At 61.1% G+C, this 23,578-nt stretch carries 22 protein-coding genes; 8 read left to right on the forward strand and 14 right to left on the reverse strand.

Going from position 1 to position 23,578, the window contains the following annotated elements; translation table 11 throughout:
• Positions 1 to 19: 19 nt before the first annotated feature.
• Genes DWX58_RS14095 through DWX58_RS14105 form a run of 3 tightly spaced genes read right to left on the reverse strand, consistent with a single transcriptional unit; the run spans position 20 to position 3,751 of the window.
• Positions 20 to 1,768, reverse strand: a complete 1,749-nt coding sequence (locus DWX58_RS14095) for a carboxyl transferase domain-containing protein (protein WP_347559182.1) — start codon at positions 1,766 to 1,768, stop codon at positions 20 to 22.
• Between the two features lie 60 nt (positions 1,769 to 1,828).
• A complete protein-coding gene (gene gctB / locus DWX58_RS14100; protein WP_118644919.1) occupies positions 1,829 to 2,632 on the reverse strand; it encodes a glutaconate CoA-transferase subunit B in 804 nt (267 codons plus the stop codon).
• Positions 2,633 to 2,653: 21 nt separating this feature from the next.
• Complete coding sequence (locus DWX58_RS14105) at positions 2,654 to 3,751, reverse strand: CoA-transferase (protein WP_118644922.1); 1,098 nt, start codon at positions 3,749 to 3,751, stop codon at positions 2,654 to 2,656.
• Between the two features lie 290 nt (positions 3,752 to 4,041).
• Between DWX58_RS14105 and DWX58_RS14110 the strand changes: the two genes are divergently transcribed.
• Both DWX58_RS14110 and brnQ read left to right on the forward strand, forming a co-directional pair.
• Positions 4,042 to 4,881, forward strand: coding sequence for an AraC family transcriptional regulator (locus DWX58_RS14110; RefSeq protein WP_118644925.1), 840 nt, complete (start codon positions 4,042 to 4,044; stop codon positions 4,879 to 4,881).
• 226 nt (positions 4,882 to 5,107) lie between these two features.
• A complete protein-coding gene (gene brnQ, locus DWX58_RS14115) occupies positions 5,108 to 6,415 on the forward strand; it encodes a branched-chain amino acid transport system II carrier protein (protein ID WP_118644928.1) in 1,308 nt (435 codons plus the stop codon).
• Between the two features lie 64 nt (positions 6,416 to 6,479).
• On the opposite strand, the gene DWX58_RS14120 is transcribed toward brnQ, so the two are convergent.
• The 10 genes from DWX58_RS14120 to DWX58_RS14165 all read right to left on the reverse strand — a co-directional run bounded on the left by DWX58_RS14120 (position 6,480) and on the right by DWX58_RS14165 (position 17,002).
• Entirely contained in the window at positions 6,480 to 7,358 is an 879-nt protein-coding gene (locus DWX58_RS14120) for a YitT family protein (protein WP_118644931.1), read from the reverse strand.
• Between the two features lie 24 nt (positions 7,359 to 7,382).
• Positions 7,383 to 7,907 (reverse strand): CDP-diacylglycerol--glycerol-3-phosphate 3-phosphatidyltransferase, encoded by a 525-nt coding sequence (pgsA, locus tag DWX58_RS14125; protein WP_118644934.1) that lies wholly within the window; start codon positions 7,905 to 7,907, stop codon positions 7,383 to 7,385.
• 30 nt (positions 7,908 to 7,937) lie between these two features.
• Positions 7,938 to 9,263 carry a 30S ribosomal protein S12 methylthiotransferase RimO gene (gene rimO, locus DWX58_RS14130; RefSeq protein ID WP_118644936.1) on the reverse strand — a complete coding sequence of 442 codons (1,326 nt, stop codon included), beginning with the start codon at positions 9,261 to 9,263 and terminating at the stop codon, positions 7,938 to 7,940.
• Between the two features lie 41 nt (positions 9,264 to 9,304).
• Positions 9,305 to 9,925: a RecX family transcriptional regulator gene (locus tag DWX58_RS14135; protein ID WP_118644939.1), complete on the reverse strand. Its 621-nt coding sequence runs from the start codon at positions 9,923 to 9,925 to the stop codon at positions 9,305 to 9,307.
• A gap of 3 nt (positions 9,926 to 9,928) precedes the next feature.
• Entirely contained in the window at positions 9,929 to 11,041 is a 1,113-nt protein-coding gene (gene recA, locus DWX58_RS14140) for a recombinase RecA (RefSeq protein WP_118644942.1), read from the reverse strand.
• An 89-nt stretch (positions 11,042 to 11,130) separates the two neighbouring features.
• The gene (gene prmC, locus DWX58_RS14145; protein WP_118644945.1) at positions 11,131 to 11,994 is read right to left on the reverse strand and encodes a peptide chain release factor N(5)-glutamine methyltransferase; all 864 of its coding nucleotides are present in this window, start codon (positions 11,992 to 11,994) and stop codon (positions 11,131 to 11,133) included.
• Between the two features lie 41 nt (positions 11,995 to 12,035).
• Complete coding sequence (locus DWX58_RS14150) at positions 12,036 to 13,040, reverse strand: DUF1385 domain-containing protein (protein ID WP_347559180.1); 1,005 nt, start codon at positions 13,038 to 13,040, stop codon at positions 12,036 to 12,038.
• 79 nt (positions 13,041 to 13,119) lie between these two features.
• Complete coding sequence (locus DWX58_RS15930) at positions 13,120 to 14,547, reverse strand: HAMP domain-containing sensor histidine kinase (RefSeq protein ID WP_118644948.1); 1,428 nt, start codon at positions 14,545 to 14,547, stop codon at positions 13,120 to 13,122.
• Positions 14,548 to 14,815: 268 nt separating this feature from the next.
• Positions 14,816 to 15,505 (reverse strand): response regulator transcription factor, encoded by a 690-nt coding sequence (locus DWX58_RS14160; RefSeq protein ID WP_118644951.1) that lies wholly within the window; start codon positions 15,503 to 15,505, stop codon positions 14,816 to 14,818.
• Positions 15,506 to 15,544: 39 nt separating this feature from the next.
• A complete protein-coding gene (locus DWX58_RS14165) occupies positions 15,545 to 17,002 on the reverse strand; it encodes a hypothetical protein (protein WP_118644954.1) in 1,458 nt (485 codons plus the stop codon).
• A 253-nt stretch (positions 17,003 to 17,255) separates the two neighbouring features.
• On the opposite strand from DWX58_RS14165, the gene DWX58_RS14170 reads away from it, so the two are divergent.
• From DWX58_RS14170 to DWX58_RS14195, 6 genes are read left to right on the forward strand one after another with little or no spacing between them, the layout of a single operon-like run.
• Positions 17,256 to 17,501: a hypothetical protein gene (locus tag DWX58_RS14170; RefSeq protein ID WP_118644957.1), complete on the forward strand. Its 246-nt coding sequence runs from the start codon at positions 17,256 to 17,258 to the stop codon at positions 17,499 to 17,501.
• A 31-nt stretch (positions 17,502 to 17,532) separates the two neighbouring features.
• On the forward strand, positions 17,533 to 17,913 hold the full coding sequence (locus DWX58_RS14175) for a GntR family transcriptional regulator (RefSeq protein WP_118644960.1): 381 nt from the start codon (positions 17,533 to 17,535) through the stop codon (positions 17,911 to 17,913).
• Positions 17,910 to 18,797 carry an ABC transporter ATP-binding protein gene (locus tag DWX58_RS14180; RefSeq protein WP_118644963.1) on the forward strand — a complete coding sequence of 296 codons (888 nt, stop codon included), beginning with the start codon at positions 17,910 to 17,912 and terminating at the stop codon, positions 18,795 to 18,797. The genes DWX58_RS14175 and DWX58_RS14180 overlap by 4 nt, the downstream gene beginning before the upstream one ends.
• A gap of 13 nt (positions 18,798 to 18,810) precedes the next feature.
• A complete protein-coding gene (locus DWX58_RS14185; RefSeq protein WP_118644966.1) occupies positions 18,811 to 19,482 on the forward strand; it encodes a hypothetical protein in 672 nt (223 codons plus the stop codon).
• Between the two features lie 10 nt (positions 19,483 to 19,492).
• The gene (locus DWX58_RS14190) at positions 19,493 to 20,221 is read left to right on the forward strand and encodes a hypothetical protein (protein WP_118644969.1); all 729 of its coding nucleotides are present in this window, start codon (positions 19,493 to 19,495) and stop codon (positions 20,219 to 20,221) included.
• Between the two features lie 21 nt (positions 20,222 to 20,242).
• Positions 20,243 to 20,434, forward strand: coding sequence for a DUF6440 family protein (locus tag DWX58_RS14195; protein ID WP_118644972.1), 192 nt, complete (start codon positions 20,243 to 20,245; stop codon positions 20,432 to 20,434).
• Positions 20,435 to 20,497: 63 nt separating this feature from the next.
• Here the strand turns inward: DWX58_RS14195 and DWX58_RS15935 are convergent, their stop codons facing one another.
• On the reverse strand, positions 20,498 to 23,329 hold the full coding sequence (locus tag DWX58_RS15935; RefSeq protein WP_118644975.1) for a phosphodiester glycosidase family protein: 2,832 nt from the start codon (positions 23,327 to 23,329) through the stop codon (positions 20,498 to 20,500).
• Positions 23,330 to 23,578: the final 249 nt, after the last annotated feature.

Raw genomic sequence — 23,578 nt, forward strand, 5'->3', positions numbered from 1 at the left:
CGCCGGAGACGCTTCCCTCTTACTTCTTGAAGGTGTCGTAGTCCTTGATGGTCCGGGGCAGCAGCATCTGATGGAAGGGGCAGATGCTCTCGGGGTTCTGGTAGCAGGCATCGGTGAAGGCCACGATGTAGTTGCGCATCATGGGCATATCCACGATCTCGTCCACCAGGCCGGCCTGGGCGCAGAACAGGGGCTTGGACTTCACGTCGTAGTCGTCGATGAGGGCGTTCATCTTGTCGATGGTGGGCTGGAGATCCTTGCCCGCCTTCTGATCCTTGGCCAGACGGCCGGTGTACATGGCGTTGGCGGCGGTCTTGCCGTTCATGACGTTGATCTCAGTGGCCGCAGTGCCCAGAGAGAAGGCGTTGTTGTCGTTGCCCTGGGGGCCGCCCAGCACGTAGTGGGCAGCGGCGGTGCCGCGGCGCAGGGTGATCTCCATCATGGGCAGCTTGCTGCTCTGGATGGAGTAGATCAGGCTCTGGCCCAGACCCAGCAGCTCGGCGACCTCGGCGTCATCGCCCACGTCGATGCCGGTGGTATCCTGGATCCAGATCATGGGCAGACGGTCACGGGCACACAGAGTGACGAACTCGTTCATCTTGATGAGGCCCTGGCGATAGAGCTTGCCGCCGGCGCCCATGGACTGGCCGTACTTCTCCATCTTGTACTCGGGGTAGTTGGGGAACACGCCCTGCTGGTTGGCCACCACGCCCACCAGAAGGCCGTCCACCTTGGCGATGCCGGTAATCATCTCGGGACCGTAGCCCTTCTTATACTCCATGAACTGGCTGCCGTCGAAGAGGCGGCCGATGACGGAATACATGTCGTAGGGACGGTTCTTGTTGTTGAGCACCAGGTCATAGAGCTCCACATCGGACATGGCGGGAGACTGGGGAGTATCCACGCGGAAGAACTCCAGGTCGTAGGAGGGCAGCATGTCCACATACTTCTTGATGCCCTCGATGACGCCCTCCTGGGTCTCATAGACTTCGCGGAAGAAGCCGGTCTGGCCGAAGTGGATGGAGACGGATCCCGGCGGGTCAGCGCGCAGGCCCTTGGTGGCCTCGATCTGAGCCAGAGCGGCCTCCATGTCCACGTGGGGCTTGGGGTTCATGCCGCCCACGATGCCGGCGCCGCCCACGGCCATGTTGGCCTTCTCATGGGCAATCAGCACGGTGGGGCTGATGGAGTGATAGCCGCCGCCGGCGGGGTTGGTGCCGTGGATGCCCACGATGACGGGAACGCCCATCTGGTTGAGCTCAGAGTTGCGGTAGAAGGGAGTACCGCCGCCGCGGCGGTTGGGGTACACCTTCTCCTGCTGGTCCAGCTCCACGCCGGCGCACTCCAGCAGGTAGATGAGGGGGATGCGCAGACGCTTGGCGGTGTCGCTGCCGCGCAGCAGGTTGTCCGCCTGGCCTGGCACCCAGGTACCGGCGTGCTTCTTGTTGTCGGAAGCGATGATGACGCACCACTTGCCGTTGACGCGGCCCAGGCCCTTGACAATGGAGGTGGAGCCGTTCTTGTTGTGCTCGGGGTTGTAGAGGCTGTTCAGGGGGCACCAGGTACCGGCGTCCACCAGCAGGCTGACGCGCTGCATGGCAGTGAGCTGGCCCTTGGCGTTCATGGCCTCGTCCGCCTTACCGGCGGACAGGGCGTCTACAACATGAGCGTGAATATCGTCCTCAATGGCCCGCAGCTCTTCCACGTTCTCGGCGTTGGGACGCACGGGCTTGCCCACCACGGGCATATTCTGGAAATAGCGGGGCATGGAATAGTTACCCAATGTCAATTCCTCCTAATCCTTATGTTGGTTTCGGCGTCAGGCCGCTCAGTCCTTGGGGACCTTGATGAAGGCCTGGCCGGGGTCGATCTCCTCGCGGATGAGCTTGATGATGTCGGGAGAGGGGCCCTCCATCAGCTGGGCGCGGGACACGTCGATCTCGAAGCCGGTGTTCTCCTGAACCATCTCGGGGCTGGAGAAGGGATAGTAGTAGGCCAGGTACATCCGCTTGGTCTCTTCGTCGAACTTCATGATGCCCAGGTCGGTAACCACCATCTGGGGACCGCGGTTGCCGGGCAGGCCGGCGCGCTCACGGCCGCCAGGGCCGTCCATCCAGCCGCAGGAGGTGATGTAGTCGATCTGCTCCATGAAGCGGCGCTTCTGGTGCTGCATCATGATGATGGTGTTGCAGTAGGTGGCAATGCCGTTGGCGCCGCCGGAACCGGTGAAGCGGGTCTGGGGCTTGACATAGTCGCCCTTGCCGTAGATGCAGGTGGAGTTCACGTTGCCGTAGGGGTCGATCTGGGCGCCGCCGATGAAGGCCACCAGACGGTCGGCATCGTGGAGCCACTCGTTGGCCTCAAAGCCGATGAAGCGGATGTTGGGCCACTGCACGGCGCAGTGAGCCATGAAGCGGTTGTCGCCCACGGAGCGGGGCACCTCGACGGGATCGCAGTCCATGAGGCCGCTCTCCACGATGGGGTGGCAGGAGGGGCAGACCGCCCGCTTGGCCAGGGAGGCGCCGATCAGAGGAAGACCGGTACCCACGATGACGATCTGGTTCTCCTTAATGTTCTTGGCAATGGCATAGGCCTGCATTTCCTGCTTGGTGTACTTTGTATAGTCAGACATGTTAATTCTCCTCCCTACTTCTTAGTGTCTGGTGGAGTAGCCCAGGTGGGGCTCATTCTTCAGACGCATGAGACGGGAACCGCCCACCTTATCCAGCAGCTCCTCGTGATCCTTCACACTGTAAACCCACTTGTCCAGGTAATCCTTGAAGGTCTCGGGAATCACGGTGCCGGCGGCAGCGTCCTCAGCGGCCTTCTTGGCGCGGGCAGCGGCGTCAGCCAGCTTCTCGTCCTCGGGCTTGGCGGCAGCGGCCTTCTCGGCCTTGGCAGCGGCTTTGGCCAGCTGAGCCTTGGCGTCCTCGGCGTCCTGATACTTGGAGGCCTTGTCGTACTCCTTCAGGGCGTGGGAGTCGTTGTCGTAGTAGTTGTAGCACTGGGAGGGCCAGGCACCGTAGGGGCAGTGGACCACGGCGTCCACGCACTGGCCGAAGATGCGGGTCAGGGTGGGGTCGCGGCGGATGTACTCGTCGCTCACCAGGTCCTCGCAGGTGACGATGACCTTGCGGGCGGCCACGGCGATGTCAACATCGTGGAACTCGTCGCCCTCGATGATGCAGGTGCCGTCGGGAGAGGCCTTCTGCACGTGGATGATGGCGGTGTCCAGCTTGGGCACGGGAACGGCAATGACCTTCTCGCCGGGGTTGAAGGGATTCTCAACCTCCACGCACTTCAGGTCGTCCACCTTGTCCAGGGTCTTGCGCTGCTCCTCGCTGATGCCCCAGTACTTCACAAGGCCGGAGCCCTGCATCAGGCGCACAGGCAGGAAGGGCAGGCCCAGAGAAGCGGCGTGAAGCTGCAGCATCAGGACGTCCTGGGAATAGTCCTCATAGATGAGCTCGCCCTTCTCGATGGCGGCACGGAAGCGGCGGGACACGTTGGTGTAGCCGGAGTTGGCGGTGTAGCAGTTGATATAGGCCTTGACGCGACCCTCGCCGATGAGCATGTCCCAGTCGCCGCCGGCAGGACCGGCCCAGACGGTGAAGTCCTTCTGGCCCTGGCGCAGGATCTCGGACACAGCCGCATAGGGCTTGCGGTTCGTGGTGAAGCCGCCGAAGGAGATGCAGTCGCCGCTCTCGACGAACTTCGCCACTGCGTCATGCAAGGAATACACTTTGTTCATGGTAAAACCCCCATTTACAAACAGTTTTTGTCTCTTTTATCCTTGTTTTGATTTTCAAGGTTCCAAAAGCGCAGCGCGCTCTTTAACGGATATATTGTACCATAATATTCACAGAGGGTCTATTTGTAATTTAGCAAAAAATTTGCATATCTTCTCCTGCCATGGTATAATGCCAGCATGTGAAAAAACGTGGCTCCGCCGCGAAAAGGGCGGAAAAGTGCTGGAACTTCTGCTCTTTTTCCCGTTTTCTTCTCTTCCGCCCCATTCTGCCGATTGACGGAGGTTGTCCTATGACCAATGTTGAATTCCATCTTCAGCTCAATCACAACGAGACCTGGAGCATGAGCCGCCTCCATTTCCACGATCATTTTGAGCTGCTCCTGCCCCTGACCAGTCCGGGCAATATCTTCGTCAACGACCAGGTCTACCCCCTGCGCCGGGGCACGCTGTACCTCATCGGGGAGAACACCCTGCACCGCACCATTGCCACCGGCTTCCACGCCCGGTATGTCCTGCACATCAGCCGAAAGGCCCTGGCCCAGCTGTCCACCCCCCAGACCGACTTTACCCAGGTGGCCCAGGACTCCTTTCGCCGCGTCACCCTGGATGTGGAGCAAATGACGGAAATTATTGAGCTTTTTCAGGCTCTGGAGCGCAATAAAAACGATGGTTCCTTCGGCAGCGACATCAACCAGACCATCGCCCTTTTGAACCTGCTCATCCGGGTGGGCCCCACCTTGAACGCCGCCACCGCCGGTGAGCCCATCCGCAACAAGGACTTTCTCCGGGTGGCCCCCATCCTGGACTACATCCGGGACAACCTGTCTGAGCCCCTCTCTCTGGACCACATCGCCAGCTGCTTCTTCATCAGCAAGCACTACCTGTGCCGTATCTTCAAATCGGCCACCGGCTTCTCCGTCATGGAGTACATCATTTACAGCCGGGTACTCAAGGCACGGCAGCTCCTCCAGGAGGGGGTCAGCGTCCAGCAGGCGGGCGAGCTGGCCGGATTTTCGGACAACTCCCATTTCATCCGCACCTTCGGCCACCTCACCGGTCTTACCCCGGGGCGGTACGCCAAGGAATACCAGTCCAGCGACCAGATTCTTCTGAAAGAGAACCTGCGCTGACCCGGTTTTCCCGGATTTCACCCTGATTTTTCCGGTTTTTTAGGTCAAGATCTGCAAATTTGCTCTTTTCTGCCTCTTTTGTGGAAATTTCCTATACAACCTTCTCTGTCCCAGCCGCGGAAGGGCCGTCCGGACCGTCCGCGGCTCCATTTTGGCGGGGCCGCTTACCGGCCGGGACAGCAGTTCCATTTTCCAACTCTCTGCTTCTTTAAAAGGAGGATCCTCTGTGAAGTCACTGCGCATCAAAGACACCCTGCTGGTGGGGTTTACTCTGTTTTCCATGTTTTTCGGAGCGGGCAACCTGATCTTCCCTCCGGGCATCGCCGCCCAGGCCGGCACCATGACCTGGTTTGCCGTCCTGGGCCTGGCCATCAGCGCCGTGGGCCTTCCGGTGCTGGGCGTGGTGGCGGTGGCTCGCTCCGGCGGTCTGGACCGGCTGGGCAGCCGGGTCCACCCCGCCTTTGCCAAGGGCTTCACCATTGTGGCCTACCTGGCCATCGGTCCCTGCCTGGCCATCCCCCGTACCGCCAGCACCTCCTTTGAGATGGCCGTCCCTCCCTTTGTGGGCGCGGACGCTCCCATCTCCCTCTTCCGTCTGATCTACTCCCTGGTGTTCTTCGCCCTGGCTCTGCTCATTGCTCTTCGTCCGGAAAAACTCACCGACCGATTGGGCAAGATCTTCTGCCCCATTCTGGTGGCCCTCATCGTCATCACCTTCGCCGCCTGCCTGCTCAATCCTCTGGACGGCTACGGTGCCCCCGCCCTGCGGTGGGACAGCCCGGTGAAGGCGGTGGCCGCCGGTTTCCTGGACGGCTATCAGACCATGGACACCATCGCAGCCCTGGCCTTCGGCATTGTCATCGCCCTGAATATCCAGGCCCGGGGTGTGACGGAATCGGGGGCCGTTGTGAAGGAGACCGTGCGGGCCGGACTCATTGCCGGAGCCATGCTGCTGGCCGTCTACTCCATGCTGGCCCACATCGGCGCTCTCTCCGGAGGCGCGGTGCCCAATCCCAGCGACGGCACTCAGGCCCTCACCAATGTGGTGCCTCTTCTGTTCGGCTCCCTGGGCAGCGTCATTCTGGCCGCCATCTTTGTCATCGCCTGCTTCAACGTGTGCGTAGGTCTCATCAGTTCCTGCGGGGAATATTTTCATGGGCTGTGCCCCCGTCTGAGCTACCGCAGCTGGGCCATCCTCTTCGCTCTGGTAAGTATGCTGCTGGCCAACGCGGGACTGACCCAGATTCTCACCTTCTCGGTCCCCGTTCTGAACATCATTTACCCGGTGGCCATCGTCCTCATTCTCCTCTCCTTCGCCCACCGGTGGATCGAGAGCCATTCCGCCGTCTACCCCGCCGCCATTTTGTGCACGGGGATTGCCAGCGTCCTGCTGGAGCTGCAGCGGCTTACAAAGCTCCCCATCCTCGCTTCCCTCTCCGCCCTGCCCCTGGCCGATCTGAACCTCGGCTGGGTGGTACCCGCTCTGGTGGGCGTGGTCATCGGCCTGTTCCTTCCCGCCCGTAAGATTGCCTAATTTCAAAAAAACAAAAAAGACCGGATACGTCCCGTTTCATGGACGTATCCGGTCTTTTTCATCGTTAATCTCTGGGGCGCCGGTAGAAGTTGCCGTGGAGCTTCTCCGTGCGCAGCACGTTGACAAAGGCCTTGGGGTCCGCCTCCCGCACCTTGCGGGTGAGCTGGCGGATCTGACCGCTGGCCACTACGGAATAGATCATCACACAGGGCTGACCGTTGTAGAGGCCCACACCCTCAATCAGGGTAGCGGTGTGGTGTGTCTCCTGAATCTGGGCACACACACCTCCGGCACTCTCCCGACCAGTGACAATAAAGAGGGTTGCCCGTCTGCTCTCGGGGTCCAAAAGACGGATTACCTGGGTGGAGGTAAACTGGAACACAATGGAATAGAGGGCCTTATCCCAGCCAAAGAGCAGGCCGGCCACCGTAAGCATGACCACGTTGCCGCACAGAATGTAGTTCCATGCGTCAATATTCTTTCGCTCAGACAGGGCGATGGCGATAAAATCCGTGCCGCCGCCGGTCACCCGAACCTGCAGCAGAAGGCTGACCGCCAGGCCGTTAATCAGTCCGCCGAATACGCTGATGAGCAGGATATCCTCCGTAATGGGCATGGCCGGAATCATATCCGTAATCACGCTTACAAAGAAAATGGACAGGCAGGAATAAAGGGTAAACCGCTTGCCTACCAGCTTATAGCTGACCACTGCAGGGACTGCGTTCAGAAGAAGGTTAATGGGACCAAAGGGCAGCTCCTTGCCCGTTACTTCCAGGCAGCAGCGCTGGATGAGGCGGGTCAGGCCGGTAAACCCGCCGGGAAACAGGTCACCTGTCTGGACAAAGCTCTTCAGGTTGACCGACATAATCACAGCGGAGATAAAAATGACCACCAGACGGAGCAAGATTCCCTTCAAATGTTCTTCACGGTTCTTATGTTCCATTTTTTCCTCCTCTTCTTGGAACGTTTACTTCACCTCGGCCAAAATATCCAGGTTCTTCATAAAGTACTCCACACCAGAGTAGATGGTGGTCAGCACAATGACCGCCACACAAATGCTGTTGATCCAGTGGGAGATGGGCAGGAGCATCAGGACGATGCACACCATGGTGGAGGCGGTCTTCACCTTCCCCGACCAGCCGGCGGCAATGACCCGGCCCTTGTCCGCGGCCACCATGCGCAGTCCGGACACGCCGAACTCCCGGATGATGACCACCAGCAGGGCCCAGCCGGGCATCTGGCCGATTTCCACAAACCACAGCATAGCTGCGGTCACCAGACACTTGTCCGCAAGGGGGTCCATAAACTTACCAAAGTCGGTAATCTGGTTATAGTGCCGGGCGATGTAGCCGTCCAGCGTGTCCGTAAGGCTGGCCAGAACAAAGATGGCCAGGGCCCAGTAGTTGGCGCCCGGAACATGGAGGTAGAGCACCAGCAGGAACACAGGGATCATGATCACCCGCAGGATGGTCAGCTTGTTGGCGGTATTCATATTCTATTACACCTCAAAACTACAAATTCCTTATTCATCAATCTCACCGGTGAGATCGCCGTCGGAGACGCCGGTGATGCGCACGGGGACAAAGGTTCCGGCGGGCACCAGTCCCGCGGCGGTGAAGTAGACGCGGCCGTCGATGTCCACCGAGTCGGCATAGGTGCGGCCTACATAGCAGCCCGCCTCCCCGTCGAAGCCCTCGCACAGCACCTCCATCACGGTGCCCAGGCGCTCCTCGTTCCACTGGTCCATCACCCGGGACTGGAGGTCCACCACCAGCTCCACCCGGCGCTGGGCCGCCTCTGGGTCCACCTGGTTGTCCATGGCGGCGGCCAGAGTCCCCTCCTCGGGGGAGAACTGGAACACCCCGGCCCGCTGGAGCTTCTGCTCCTTGAGGAATTCACAAAGCTCCTCAAACTCCGCCTCTCCCTCGCCGGGCAGGCCGCAGATGAGGGAGGTACGGATGACCAGGTCGGGAATGGCCTTTCTCAGCCGGGCAAACAGCTCCTCCAGCTCTGCCTTGGTGTTCCGGCGGCGCATGGCCTTGAGAATGGCGTCGTTGCAGTGCTGGATGGGAATGTCCAAATAGTGGAGAATCTTGGGCTGGGAGGCAATGACCTCGATAAGCTCGTCGGTGATGACCTCAGGATAGAGGTAATGCAGGCGAATCCAGTGGAAGGGCAGCTTGCACAGCTCCTTCAGAAGGCCCGCCAGGGAGCTTCCGTCCTTCAAATCCAGACCATAGCGGGTGATGTCCTGGGCGATGACAATGAGCTCCTGCACCCCAGAGTCGGCCAACCCCCTGGCCTCAGCCAGGAGGGCGTCCATGGAGCGGCTTCTATAGCGGCCCCGCAGCTTGGGAATAATGCAGAAGGCGCAGCCATTGCTGCACCCCTCGGCAATCTTCAGATAAGCGGTGTAGGGCGGGGTGGTCACCATCCGCTCCCCATCCTCATAGGTGCGGTGGATGTCGCCGAAGTGCTCGGCCTTCTCCCCCGCCATCAGTTCCTCCACCGCGGCCACCACATCGGTGTAGCTGCCGGTACCCAGCATACCGTCCACCTCAGGCAGCTCGGCCCGGATGTCCTCGGGATAGCGCTGGGTGAGGCAGCCGGCCACCAGCAGCTTTTTCAGCTTTCCCTGCTCCTTGAGCTGAGCCAGCTGAAGAATGTTGTCAATGGCCTCGCTCTTGGCCGACTCAATAAACCCGCAGGTATTGAGCACCGCCACGTCGGCTCCCTCCGCGTCCCCAGTGACGATGTGGCCCGCCTTGCGGCACAGGGCCATCATCTGCTCGGTGTTCACCAGGTTTTTGGCACAGCCGAGGGAGATAAAGGCTACTTTGTAAGGCATCTTGTTCGCTCCTGTTCTTGTTCCTTCCGGGCCCTGGGCCCTCAGTCCTCCTCCACCTCTGCCCCATACCGGCGCAGGGCGGCGGAGATATCCGACCACCCGTAGCCCCGGCGGGCCAGGGCGGCGGAGACCTTTTGCAGCTCCTTGCGGTCCGCCGTCTTTCCTCCCAGCTTTTTGGCCAGAAAGGCGTCAATGGCCTCGGCGGGATCCTCAGCCCCCTCCAGGGCCTCATCCCACAGCTCTCGGGGTACGCCCCGGCGGTAGAGCTCATCCCGCAGCTTCTTCACGCCAAAGCCCTTGGCAGAGAAGTGGCTCACCACCCGCTGGGCATAGACCCGGTCATTGAGAAAGCCCAGCTCCTCCATCCGGTCACAGATGGCCAGGCGCTCCTCCTCCCCGGCGTCCCACTGCTCCAGCTTTTTCTCCAGCTCCCACCGGGACAGGGGCTTCCGGCTGAGCAGCTCCAGGGTTTTCTCTTTGAGACTGTCCCTCCGGGCGGCCTCCAGCAGAGCCTTGGCCTGCTCTTCGCTGAGCTCCATGCCGGCGTACAGAGCAAAGTCCGCCACCTGGGCCTCCCCCAGGCGCAGGATGCTCCCGTCCTCCAGGGCGGCCAGCCATCGGCCGGGCACCCGCTTGGAGGGCTTTAAATCCTGGATCACCATGGATTAGTCCTCGCTGCCGTCCTCAAAGTCGTCGGCGGACACGTCCACCGCCCGTCCGGCGGCCTTGGCCGCTGCCTGGGACTGCTTACTCATCAGCCTGTAGGCGTTGGAGCGCACCTGGTCCTCCACCTGCTGGGCAATCTCCGGATTGTCCTTCAGGTACTGGCGGGCGGCGTCCCGGCCCTGGCCGATGCGCAGATCGCCCATGGCAAACCAGGAACCCGACTTCTGGATGATGTCCAGCTTGACGGCCAGATCCACCAGCTCGCCCCACTTGGAGATTCCCTCGCCGTAGAGGATCTCAAACTCCGCCTCCCGGAAGGGGGGCGCCACCTTGTTTTTCACGATCTTGGCCCGGGTGCGGTTACCAACCACCTCGCCGCCCACCTTGATGGCCTCAATGCGGCGCACGTCAATGCGCACGGAGGCATAGAACTTCAGGGCCCGGCCGCCGGTGGTCACCTCGGGGTTGCCGTACATAACGCCCACCTTTTCACGCAGCTGGTTGATGAAGATCACGATGCAGTTGGTCTTGGCGATGGAGCCGGCCAGCTTGCGCAGGGCCTGGCTCATCAGCCGGGCCAGCAGGCCCACGTGGCTGTCGCCCATGTCGCCCTCGATCTCCGCCCGTGGCGTCAGCGCGGCCACCGAGTCCACCACCACCACGTCGATGGCGCCAGAGCGCACCAGGGCCTCGCAGATCTCCAGGCCCTGCTCGCCGGTGTCCGGCTGGGAAATGAGCATGGAGTCGATGTCCACCCCCAGGGCCCGGGCGTAGCTGGGATCCAGGGCGTGCTCGGCGTCGATGAAGGCCACCTCGCCTCCCCGCTTCTGGGCCTCGGCCACAATGTGCAGGGCCAGGGTGGTCTTACCGGAGGACTCAGGGCCGTAGATTTCGATGATACGTCCCTTGGGCACGCCGCCGATGCCCAGGGCGATGTCCAGGGACAGGGAGCCGGTGGGGATGGACTCCACCACAATGCCGGTATTCTCGCCCAGGCGCATGATGGAGCCCTTGCCGTAGGCCCGCTCAATCTGAGCCATGCAGGTCTCCAGTGCCTTCTTCTTATCCGACGCGGGGGCCGCGGCCTCCACAGCAGGCTTCTTGGTTGCCATGTACACTTCATCCTTTCCCGCCGGGCACGCCCGGCCTTGCTCTCTATGCTTGGGATTGTACCAGAAAGAAAGTCCGTTAATACGGACTTTTAATTGTTCAGCACGCCTTCCACCACACGCCAGATTCCCTGGGTGTCCTGGGCGGTCTGGATGTTCTCGTAGCCGTTCTGAGCCAGAATATCCTCCACCTGGGGTGCCTGGCCGATGCCCACCTCAAACACCAGGGAGCCACCCAAGCGCAGGGCGGGCTTCCACTTGGCGGCAATGGCCCGATAGAAGTCCAGGCCGTCCTCGCCCCCGTCCAGGGCCATGTGGGGCTCGTAGTCCCGCACGGAGCCGTCCAGGCCGGCAATGTCCCCGGAGGGTATGTAGGGCGGATTGCTCACAATGACGTCAAAGTCCCACAGGGAGGACGCAGGTGGCTCCAGGGCGTCCACGGACAAGCAGGTCACCCGGGCATTGAGGGCATTGCGCCGCACGTTCTGCTTACAGATGCGCAGTGCGCCCTCGGACAGCTCTCCCAGCACCACCCGGCAGGCGGGCACGTTGGCGGCGATGGCCAGTCCTACACAGCCGCTGCCGGCGCACAGGTCCAGCACCCGGGCGCCCTCACCGGACTCCCGGGTCTTCTGAATGCCCCGCTCGGCCAAAAGCTCCGTGTCGCTTCTGGGGATGAGCACATCCCGGGAGATGTCCAGGGGCAGGCCGTAAAACTCCCACTCCCCGATGATGTAGGCCACCGGCTCACCGCCCAGGCGGCGCTGCACCAGCTCATCCACCCGTTTTTCCAGCTGGGCGGACACATAGAGGGACATGTCCCGGTACAGCTGCTCTTTGGTCTTGTCAGCGGCATAACATACCAGCTCCCGGGCCTCCAGTTGGGCAGCCTCTACCCCCGCCTTGCGTAGTCTGGCCCGGGTATCCAGAAACAGATTGTTGTAGGTAGTTGCCATGTTCTCACCCTCAGCTTGTCAGATTTCTCAGGCTGGCCCTCTCACCACGCGTCCTCGCCCTTCTTTTCGGGCAGCACCAGCTCCAGAGCCTTGATGCCCACTTCAATCATGGAGTCATCCGGCTCAAAGGTGGTGAAGTTCTGAAGCCATAAACCGGGCGCCACCAGAATTTTGGTGATGGGGCCGTCGTGCCGCCCCGCCCAGCGGTTAAACTCGTAGCTCACGCCCACAATAATGGGCAGCATGGCCAGATGGGCCAGAAAACGCAGGAACACATTGCTCACCGGCCAGATGGCAAAGACCACTGTGGACACCAGAATGGAGATGGCGATGACCATGAACAAAAAGCTGGTGCCGCAGCGGGGATGGTGCCGGGGCTGCTTGCGCACGTTTTCCACCGTGAGGGACAGACCCGCCTCATAGCAGAAAATGGTTTTGTGCTCCGCCCCGTGGTAGGAGAAGACACGCTTCATCTCGCCCAACTGGGAGCACAGGGCCAGATAGCCCACAAAAATAAAGAGTTTCAGGATGCTTTCGGCCAGATTCCGGGCCAGCATGGAGGAGGTGACCAGCGTCACCGCCGTTCCCAGCAGGGTAGGCAGCAGGAAGAAGAGGCCGATGGACATTCCAATGCCCAAAATCACCGCAATGGTAGTGATGACCGAGGCCGCCTTGTCGCTGCCCAGCCGCTTCTCCAGCCACTGATCAAATTTGGAGGGCTCCTCCGCCTCCTCGTCCTCCGGGAAAAACTCAGCGGAGAACATCAGGGCGGTGACACCGTTGTACATGGCGTCACAGAAGTTGACCACGCCCCGGATGAGAGGCCAGCCCAGAATGGGGTAGCGGTCCTTGATAAATTCCAGGTCCTTTTCCTGAATTTCCAGCTCTCCGTCTGGCTTGCGCACCACCACGGCCTGCTTTTTGGGGCCGCGCATCATGATGCCTTCAATGAGCGCCTGGCCGCCGCACATGGTTTTAAAGCCCTTGGGGCACCCCTGGGCGGAGGAACAGGTCTGATTTGGTTCTTGTTGTTGCTGTGTGATCAAGGTTTGGTTCTCCTTTGTCTTGGGACAAATCCACGGCTATTCTACCAGAAGGGCGGAGAAATAGCAAGGGTAATCGAACTTATGTTTTAATCGGCAGCCGGATGGTCACCAGGCAGCCGCCGCCCTCCGCGTTGCCGATGTCCAGGGTGCCCTCATGACGGGTGATAATCTCCTCGCACACGGCAAGGCCGATGCCGGAGCCCCGGGCCTTGGAGCTGCCCTTGTAGAATTTGTTCTTAATGAAAGGAAGCTCCTCCTCAGGGATACCGGGGCCGTAGTCCCGGATATAAATGACCGCATCCAGAATGTCCTGGCGGATGGACACGTCGATGCGCCCGCCGGATCCGCCGTGTTTGGCCGCGTTGTCCAGCAGATTGCAGAACACCTGCCGCAGGCGCTCGGGGTCGCCGGTGATGGGCACGCTCTCCTCCGGGCAGTCCTGGTAGGTGAGCTCGATGCCCTCCCGGCGGAAAAACTCCCGGTAGGTGTACACCGCGTCCTCCAGCTCCGCCTTCAGGTCCAGGGGCTCCACCGCCAGGGTGAAGCGGCCCTCGGAGATGCGGGAGAACTCCAGCAGCTCCTCCACCATGTTGGTCAGACGCCGTGCCTCGGAGACGATGATGTCCATGCCCTTGCGCACGTCCTGGGGGTTCTGCAGCTCGCCGCTCTGGAGTGTCTCCGCCCAGCCGTTGATGGCAGTAAGGGGAGTACGCAGCTCGTGGGAGACGGAGGAGATGAACTCCGACTGGGTCTTCTCCGACTGCTTGATTTTCAGGGACATGTCGTTGATGGTATCGGTAAGCTCACCGATTTCGTCGTCGTACTTCTTTTCAATCTGCACTCCGTAGCTGCCGTCGGCAATGAGGCGGGCGGTCTCCGTGATGCTGGCCAGGGGCTCCACAATAGAACGGACGAAGTAGAGGTTGGAGAAGTAGACCATGGCGAAGATCACCAGGGCAATGGTGATAATGACGCCCATGGAGAAGGCAAACTGGCGGTCAATGGCACTGAGTGAGGTGACGTATCGGATGACGCCCACCGTCACGCCCTGATAGACCACGGGGCTGGAGGCGGCCACAATCCGCTCCCCGGTGGTGGGGTCCTTGCCCCGCCAGGCCCGGGTGATCTGATTTTCCAGGGCGTCCTTGATATCCTGGGTGCCCGGCGTGCTGCCGGCGGTCAGGGCGTTGGCCGAGTAGACCACTGCCCCGGTGTCGTCCAGGAATTGCAGCTCCAACTGACTTTTCTCCTCGTAGTTGTTCACCGTCTGCTGGGCCGCCGCGCTGTACTCGGCTTGGGTATAGTTCTTGAAGCCAGAGGCGGTGGAACTGGCCTTCCGGGAGAGATCATCCTCCGTACTAGTATAGTAGTAGTTCCAGAGGGTGGTGGCAAAGGCGCCAACTGCCAGAATGAGGATCAGCAGTACGACGCCCACGCTGTTGAGCAGCCAGCGCTTGCGGATGCCTCGGATTTTGATTTTGTCGCTGCGTTCCAGTCGCTTTGCCACGTGCCGTTCCTCCTCTCCCAATCAAATGTTTTTTTGGGGGGGCGCTTATCCCCGCCACTTATAGCCATAGCCCCACACGGTGTTAATATACACCGGCTTCTGAGCGTTGCTTTCCCATGGGCCGCAGGCCCATGGGGACCCTTCTCATTTCAATCCTCGGCGGAAGTGAATTCCGCCTCCGGAAATCCCCGCCCCTGCGGGCCGGGAATTTACGGCCTGCCGGTCGCCCCGCTGTGCGGGGCCCCGGACAACGCCCGGGCAGGCAAATTTATCCCCGCCACTTGTAGCCATAGCCCCACACGGTGTTAATATACACCGGCTTCTGGGCGTTGTCCTCAATTTTGATCCGCAGACGGCGGATGTTTACGTCCACAATCTTCAGCTCACCGAAGTAGTCCTTGCCCCACACCGCGTCCAGAATCTCCTCCCGTGCCAGGGCCTTGCCAGGGTTTTCCATAAACAGCTTGACGATGGAGTACTCCACCTGGGTCAGCTTCACCCGCTGGCCGTTTTTCTCCAGAGTGCGGTTGCGCACGTTCAGCAGGAAGGGCGGATCGTTGATCTCATCGGTGGAATTGGCGTCCAGGTCCCCGCCGGTGCGGCGGAAGAGGGCGTCCACCCGGGCCGTCAGCTCGGCGGGCGAGAAGGGCTTTGTCACGTAGTCATCCGCACCGGTCATGAGGCCGGTGACCTTATCCATCTCCTGGGTGCGGGCGGTGAGCATGATGATGCCGATCTTGTTGTCCATGGCCCGGATCCGGCGGCACACTTCAAAGCCGTCAATCCCCGGGAGCATGATGTCCAGCAGGGCCACCTTCACGTCCGGGTTCTCCTTCAGGGCCACCAGGGCGTCCTCGCCGGTGGCGGCCTCGATGGTCTGATAGCCCGCCCGCTTGAGATTGATCACCACAAAGCTGCGGATGTTTTCCTCATCCTCCAGCACCAGAATCTTTTTCATCGGCTCATTCCTCCTCTGCCCAGCCCTCAGGCCTGTTCTTTATTCGCTATACCAGCTGGCCTGGATGGTATTGAAGTGCTCCATCAGGCTGGTCTGGTCCAGGCCGCAGTCCCAGTCACAGTCGTAGAAGGCGGCGGCGTAAATCACGTTTTCTTCCTCCCGGAGGATAAACCGCCCCTCATAGGCGGCCCGGGACGTGCGGTTGTTTCCGGTAAGCTTATAGATGCTCAGGAAGGGCACCGGGTCCTCCCCCACACCCTGCCACAGGGAGAAGATGACCTCCCGCTGTCCGCTGAGGGCGTCGTTGCGGGAAATGGTGATCATATCCTTCCAGCTGTCAGGGATGATGAGGTACCAGGAGTCGGCCACATTGTGATAGGTGGTCAGAACCTGGTTGCACTTCCCCTTCTCGTCATACTGGCTCCAGTCGATGAGCCAGAAATTGGAGGTCACTGCCTCGCTGATGGAGGGCAGACGCCGGGGGGACGGCAGCTCCAGCACATAGTCCCCGTTGATGTCCGTAAGACTGACCTCGGTATAGCCCCGCAGGATATTGCGGCTGACGCCGGTGTCCGGGTCCAGGGCCAGGTTGACCAGCTTTTCCTGCTGGTAGGACAGCACATCAATGGTCCGGCTACCATCGGACATGGTGCAGGTGATGTACAGCGCAGGCCGGTAAAATTCCCCGGAGAGATAGTTTGCCTGCATCCGCACCAGAGATACCACTCCGGCAGACAGTCCGGCGCTGCTCAGGCTCACAAAGGCCCCATCCCGCCAGCCGTACACCTCCACCTGGCTGCCTACGCCCGCCGAGTCAATGCGGGTCACGGCAATCTCCATGCGGGTGTCCCGGTCAATGTCCAGCAGTTCATAGCCGCTGGAGCCATCGGTGGCACCGCTGCAGCTGGTGAGAAGCAGCTCGGTAGCCATCTGATTGGAATAATCCGTGGTCTGCACGATGCCGTTTCCCGTGGTCTCCTCCTGGTTGGGCATAGGCACTCCCAGTTCGTCCAGGGTGTAGGCGCCCAGCTGATACACGCCGGCGGAGATCTGCCAGCTGACCACCAGCTCCTTCTCTCCCTCGCCGTTCAGATCCACATAGTCCACCGAATAGATGGCGGCGCCGTCGCCTTCCACCACACCGGAGACCCGGTATTCCTCGCCAAACTGGCGGAAGATATAAATTTTAATGGATTTTGCAATGCCGGGCACCCGGAAAAAGGTGAGGGCGCTCTCCCGCTCCCCATCCCCGTCCAGGTCCTGCAGCTGGATGGAGGCGGTGTTTTCTCCGCCCACAATCACCGCCAGCTCGCAGCTTGTCCCGTAGGTCATCTCCAAATTGGAGCGCACCGTACGGATGGCGCTGTTGAGCTGCTCATACCCCGGGGATTTCTCCGGCAGCTTGTAGAGATCATCCGGCGGCCGGAACAGACAGCCTGTGAGCAGCAGCATGGCCGCCGCAGTCCACAGCAGCAGCCCCATCCACTTTTTTCTCATGCCGTCCACTTCCTTTCCGCCCGGGCGCTGCCCGGTCCATCCCATAGAAATCCTGTTTATCATCATACCACAATTCCCGCAAAAAGCCATATGCTTTTTTGAAAATTCCCATTTTCCTCTCCTGCCTTTTCCCCCTTCGGGGGCTGGGAAATTTTTCACCGGAGGGTTTCTCTCCCCTCTTGACACCGGGCTTCCTCTGTGCTATGGTTAATTACACAAGTAATGAACCAACAAACGAAAGGAGGCGCTTCCTGTGTCATTCACATCCACAGGCCTCGGCCAGCAGGTCCTGACCTTCCTGATCAGCGGAGGCGGCGTGTTTCTGATGGCCGTACTGCTTGTCTCCGCCCTGGCGGGGCTGTTCCGCTCCAGAAGCGCCACGCTCCGCCTGGCATGCGGGATGGTGCTGCTCCTGTGTCTGCTGTATGCCGGTCTGCTCCTCTGGCTGACCATAGGCTTTGGCGGCAGCAGCGGTCCGCCCACCCCCATTCAGCCTTGAATGGTTCCCACTCTTCTTTGGAGGTGATTGTGTGCATGGTACATTGAACGATCAGTCCCTGATTTATCTGCAGATCGCCCGCATGCTGGAGGACGACATCCTCCGCGGGGTCTATCGGGAGGGAGAGCAGGTCCCCTCCACCAATGAGCTGGCCCGGGGCTATAACATCAACCCGGCCACCGCTGCCAAGGGCATCAATCTGCTGGTGGCCGACGGCATTCTGTATAAAAAGCGAGGAATCGGTATGTTTGTGGCTCCGGGCGCGGGAGAAGCCGTGCGAAACAAGCGGAAGGCCGCCTTCTACGACGGCTTTGTCAAGCCCCTGGTCAAAGAGGGGGCCTCCCTGGCGCTGAGCGGGGAGGAGCTGATGGCCATGGTAAGCCGGGCCATTGAGGAAGGAGATGCGAAATGAGTGCAGAAGTATTGAAGACCCAGGGACTGTGCAAGTCCTACGGAGCCAATCAGGTGCTGTTCAATCTGGACCTGGCCATCGAGCCGGGGAAAATTTACGGTCTCATTGGCCGCAACGGCGCGGGCAAGACCACCCTGCTGGGCATTCTCACCGGGCAGAACACCAAGAACAGCGGCACGGTGACCTACGGGGATCAGCCCGTGTGGGAAAATCAGGCGGTTTTAGATCAGATCTGCTTCTCCCGGGAGCTGCAGCCCACCCTGTTCTCCGGCCCCAACAATTTAAAAATCAGCCACTACCTCCGCTCGGCGGCCATCTACTACCCCGGCTGGGACAAGGAATACGCCCAGCGGCTGCTGGAGGAGTTCGGCCTCAACCCCAAGAAGAAGATTTCCCAGCTCTCCAAGGGCCAGATGTCCATGGTGACCATCCTCATCGCCCTGGCCAGCTGCGCACCGGTGACCATTCTGGATGAGCCGGCGGCGGGACTGGACGTGGTGATGCGAGAGCGGTTTTACCAGCTGCTGCTGGAGGACTTCGCCCAGACCGGGCGCACCTTCATCGTCTCCACCCACATCATTGAGGAGGCGGCCTCCGTCTTTGAGAACGTCATCATCCTGGATCAGGGCCGCATCATCGAAAACTGCCACACCGAGGAACTGGTGGACCAGTTCCGGTACATCTCCGGCCGGGAGGACGTGGTGGACCAGGTCTGCCGGGGGCTGGAGGTATTGTCCACCCACCAGATGGGCCGGCACAAGACGGTGGCCGTCCGGGGCGGGGGCGTAAAGCTGCAGAACGCCCTCCAGTCCGACGTGGACGTGTCCCCCATGAACCTGCAAAACGTGTTCGTGGCCCTGTGCGGACACGGGGACGGACAGTGAGGAGGGATCCGCCATGGTGAAATCCTTTCGTTTTCTCCTGCAGTTTGCCTGGATCAACCTGGGGGCACTGCTGATTTTCGCCCTCATCGTCACCGTGGGTTCCCTGCTCACCGGTGTGCCCGGCGGAGCCGACAACCTGTTCTCCACTTATTTTTCCGTCTTTCCCCTGATGGTGCTGATGATCCTCTACATCTACGCCTTTGCCCTGTGCACCAGCAACCTAAACCTGGCCCTGTCCTTCGGCGCCACCCGGCGTGGATTTTTCTGGGCTGTCCAGGGCATTTGCCTGCTGTACATCCTGGTAGGCTGGCTGCTCCAGGGCGTGCTGGCCGCCCTCCCCTCCCTGCTCAACTGGGACTTTCCGGAGCGCTTTCCCATGCTTCGGATGTGCGGGTTTACCTCCTGGTTCTTCCCCCTGATGTCCCTGGTGATTCTGTGCCTGGGCTGTCTGGCCGGCATCATTTTCATCAAGAGCAAGGCAGCGGGCATCGTGGTCATCACCCTCTCCGGCGTGCTGGGCATTGTCGGCATGGTGGCCCTGTTCGTCACCTCCAGCGCCGTCCGGGACTTCGGCACCCAGCTGTTCGGCTCCCTGCCTCTGTGGCTCACCGCCGGCGCCGTGGCCCTTGTGGGGGTGAGCGAGGTTTTTTTGTGGCACACCATTCGCAAATTCACGGTGAAATGAGGTGAATCCCATGCTGAAAAAACTCATTCGTCTCAATCTGGACGATCTGTGGCTGACTGTGGGGGTGGTGGGCTTTTTCTTCCTGCTCATCCACCTGGGCACCGCCGTCGTTCTGCACTTTTTCTTTGCCAGCGAGCACAGCAGCCTGCTTCTCTCCGGCGTGGTCCTGCCCATTGTCTCCGCCATCGTCATTGCCATTCTCTCCCTGGGCCACACCATGCTGAACTTCACCACGGCGGTGAAATTCAGTCAGAACCGGCGGCGGGCCCTGGGGCTCACCCTGGGGCTGGTGGGCTTTGAGACCACCTGCTCCATGGGCTTTGCCGCCCTCCTGGCCCTGCTGGAGCGGGCGGTGGCCCCCCGGTTCTGGATGTGGCTCACGGGAGCCGATGGTCTGAGCATAGGCCGGGGTGGGCACAGTTTCCTGCTCACCGCCGGAGACAATTCCCTGCTGGTGGAGGACTTCTCTCTGGACTGGTGGTGGTTTCCCCTGCTGGCCGCGGCGGCCGTTCTGCTGGGGATTATCATGGGAGCGCTCATCCTCCGCTTCGGCCGGAGAGGGAGCTGGGTCCTGTTGGTCCTCTGGATGACCATCTGCTTTGCTCCCCAGCTGCTGCCCTGGGATGCGTCCTGGTTCACCTTCCCCTGGCAGTACCTGGCCGTGGGAGGCGGGATTATCGTTCTGGCCGGCCTGACCTGGTCGGTTAGGTATCTGCTCCGCGCCCCCATTAAAAGTTAAGTCATTCAGGAGGAATCCGTTATGAGTGAGAACAAGCGGTTTGAAAAGATTTATTCCCAGGGCGTGGCCAACGTCAACGAGATCTGGGTGGACCGGGAGACCGGAGTCCACTACCTCTACCACGCCGCGGGCTATAGCGGCGGTCTGACCGTACTGCTGGACCGGGATGGCCGTCCAGTCATCTCCCCGGTGGTCCACCGGGAGGAGGATTAAAAAACGCCCCGTCTGAAATCAGACGGGGCGTTTTGCTGTTTTGTGTTTGGGTCGGATAGGCGGTCAGTTGGTCCGCTGGGTCACTTCCAGGTAGCTGCCAGACACATAGCCGATGGCAGCCTGTCCGCTTTTATTGGCGTAGAGCACATGGCACCAGCCGTCCTTTACCTCCAGCACCACAACCTGGGTGCCGTTGGTCAGTCCGCCAATGACGCTGTAATCCGTTCCAGGACCGGAACGCACATTCAGGCCCGCCTCGGCGTTCACCACCTTGCCCACCTGGGCAGCGGGGGCGCAGGTGACGGTGCAGCTGGCGCTCTGGCCGTTCCAGGAGGCGGTAATGGTGGCGGTGGCCGTACCCTCTCCCGCGTACAGGTTGGTGACAGCCCCCTGGCTGCTCACCGCGGCCACGGCGGGATTGCTGCTGCTCCAGGTGATGGAGGCCCCTTCCACAGCCGGATCCAGGGTGGCCTTGAGCACCGCGCTCTGGCCGGAGGTGAGAGACAGCTCACTCTGATCCAGGGTCAGGGTGCTGGCGGGGGGATCCACCGGGTCAGTGGGCACGTCGGTTTTCGGCGTGAAGGTCATGATGTTCATCAGCATCACCGCCATCTGGGCCCGGCTCAGAAGTCCCTTGGGGTCAATGCCGCTGTCTCCGCCGGACACAATGCCCTGGGCCACCAGGGTGGCGGCATGGCCCTTGGCGTAGTCGGCGATCTGGTCCTTATCGGGGTAGACGTCCAGCACCGACAGGCTGGCGTCGGGGCACTCCTTGCCCACCAGAGGCATGAACTGGCGCAGAATGGTAAAGGCCTGCTCCCGGTTCACCGGCTCATGGGGGGCATAGAGCCCGTTGCCCACACCGGCGGCCAGGCCAATGCTCTGGCCCCAGGAGATGGCGGTATAGTAGTAGTCCGTGGGATAGACGTCCGTGAAGGTGCAGCCGGAGGTCACAGCGGGCTGGCCCACCGTGTTATAGAGCATAAGCATGAAATCGGCCCGCTGGATCTGATAGTCGGCGCCGAACTCGGTGGCGGAGATTCCGCTGGTGATGCCGTGGGCATAGCAGTATTCCACCGCGTCATAGGCCCAGTGTCCCGGGGGCACGTCGTTGTGGACGCTGTTAAAGCCCACCTGAATGGTCTGGGATACGCCGCCGGCGGTGGCGGTGATGGAGCCGCTGCCCCCGTTCTGGGAGGCAGTAAAGAGACCATTCTCATCCACCGTTCCCACGTCGCCGGTCACCGTCCAGCTGACCCCGCTCCAGTCCCGCAGAGCGGTGCGGCCCCAGTAGCTGCCGGTGACGGACAGCTGCACCTTCTCTCCCGGCTTGACGGTGAGGGAGGTGAGGGCGCTGGAGCTGCCCTCCCGGGACACAGTGAGGGAGGTCAGGCTGTTCACCACGTGGATCTGAGCGGTGCCCTCCACCCCCAGGCTCCGGGACGTGAGGGTCAGGGTGTCGGTCCCGGCCCGGGTCCCGGCGGTATAGACGCCGTTTTCAATGGTACCCAGCCCCTGAGAGGTGACGGAAGCGTCGTCCGCGGTTTGAGAAAGAATATTCAGTCCGCTGTCCAGCACCACCGTCTTGGGCAGAGGAACCGAGGTGCCGGACAGGACGGTCAGGCCGTCCTCCGCCAGGGCCAGGCGGCTGGGCGTTCCGTCACCCTTGTCGTCGGTGACCAGCAGCAGGTAGGTGGCACAGCTGCGGGGCTTGCCGTCGGAGGGCAGGTTATGTACCGCGGGGCCGCTCTGTCCGGGCATCCACACAGAGATGGCCGTGGAGCCGCCGCCGTCCAGGTTGACGGCCCACACACAGCCCTGCTTGAGCATCTCATCAGCCAGATCCTTCTGGCTCAAGCCGTTGGAGTAATTCGACTGTCGGCCGTCCACTGCGTAGACCACCAGGGTGCCGTCCGCCTTCACGCCCAGAGCGGTGCGGGGCTGGCGGCCGTCGCCGGTGTAGGTCCAGGAGGAGCTGTCGGTCATCTTCCCGTCCTTGACCATGATGTCGCCCACGCCGCCGGCCCACTGGGCCTTGGACAGGGCCTCGTCGGTGCAGGTGGTGGTGAGGGTAATCCGGTCTCCCACCCGGAAGGAGTCATAGACATAGCCGTAACCGCTGTCGTCGTGGGCGGTGAGGATATACTCGTCCTCGCCGATGGTGATGGCCTCGTCGGAGCGAATGAGCTCGGTGACCTCCAGGCTCAGAGTCGAATTCACGCCCAGCGTGGTGTCCCCGCTGCCCCAGATACCCAGCGGATCATCTCCCCCCACCAGCTTCATGCGCACATACCATCCGTCGCCGGAGGCACGGGTGGAAACGGTGGAGAAATCCTCGTTCAGGAGGTAGAGCCCGCCGGTGGAGCTGCGCCATTTATTTAAATGGTGTGGATTCACCGTGCTGCCGGTGCGCTGGTTATAGAGGGCCATGGTGACCACGGGGTCCTCACACAGGGAGACCACCCCATCGGTGATGAGCATGGCGTCCTCGTGCTCCGCGCTGGACTTATAGACTCCGTCCTCGATGACGATGCCGATGGGCACGCCGGAGGCGGTGGAGAAGAAGTCAGTGTTGATGGCGCCCAGCACATGATATCCCAGAGACTGGGCATAGCTGACGGCCTTGTTGATGGTGGCCGCGCCGTAGACGGTGCCGGAGGCCTGAAGAAGAATGGGGTAGGCCTCGCTGTCCTGGCTGAGCTCCATGGAGAAGCTCTCCACCCGTTTGGAATTGTTGACCGTAACGGTGTTGCGGTAGGTGAGACCATCCGTCAGGTCGGCGGAGGTCTGAAGCTTTTTCTCCCCTGCGTCAGCATAAACCGTGGGGAGGGCCAGAAGAACCGCCAGCGTAAAGGCGGCCGTCCGGCGCAGGAACTTTGCGGCGGTATGTTTCATGGGTACTCCTTTTTCCGTATGGTAACCAGTGGGACAGGGCCGGGCCTGTCCGGCAGGTCCAGCCGATTGGTTTTCATTATAACAGGTTCCCAAAGGGGTTTCAACGCCGAAACGGTAGAAAGCCGGAACCGCTCCGGAGGAAAAGTTTGGACTCGGGGAAGTGTAAACAACCTGTAAACCTCCGGCTTAAGTGGTTGAAAAAAGGGTATTCTTGGTGTAGAATAAGTCGATTGTCAACTTGCGGAAAGG

The organism is Pseudoflavonifractor sp. AF19-9AC, assembly GCF_003478995.1.
Lineage (GTDB): Bacteria > Bacillota > Clostridia > Oscillospirales > Oscillospiraceae > Lawsonibacter.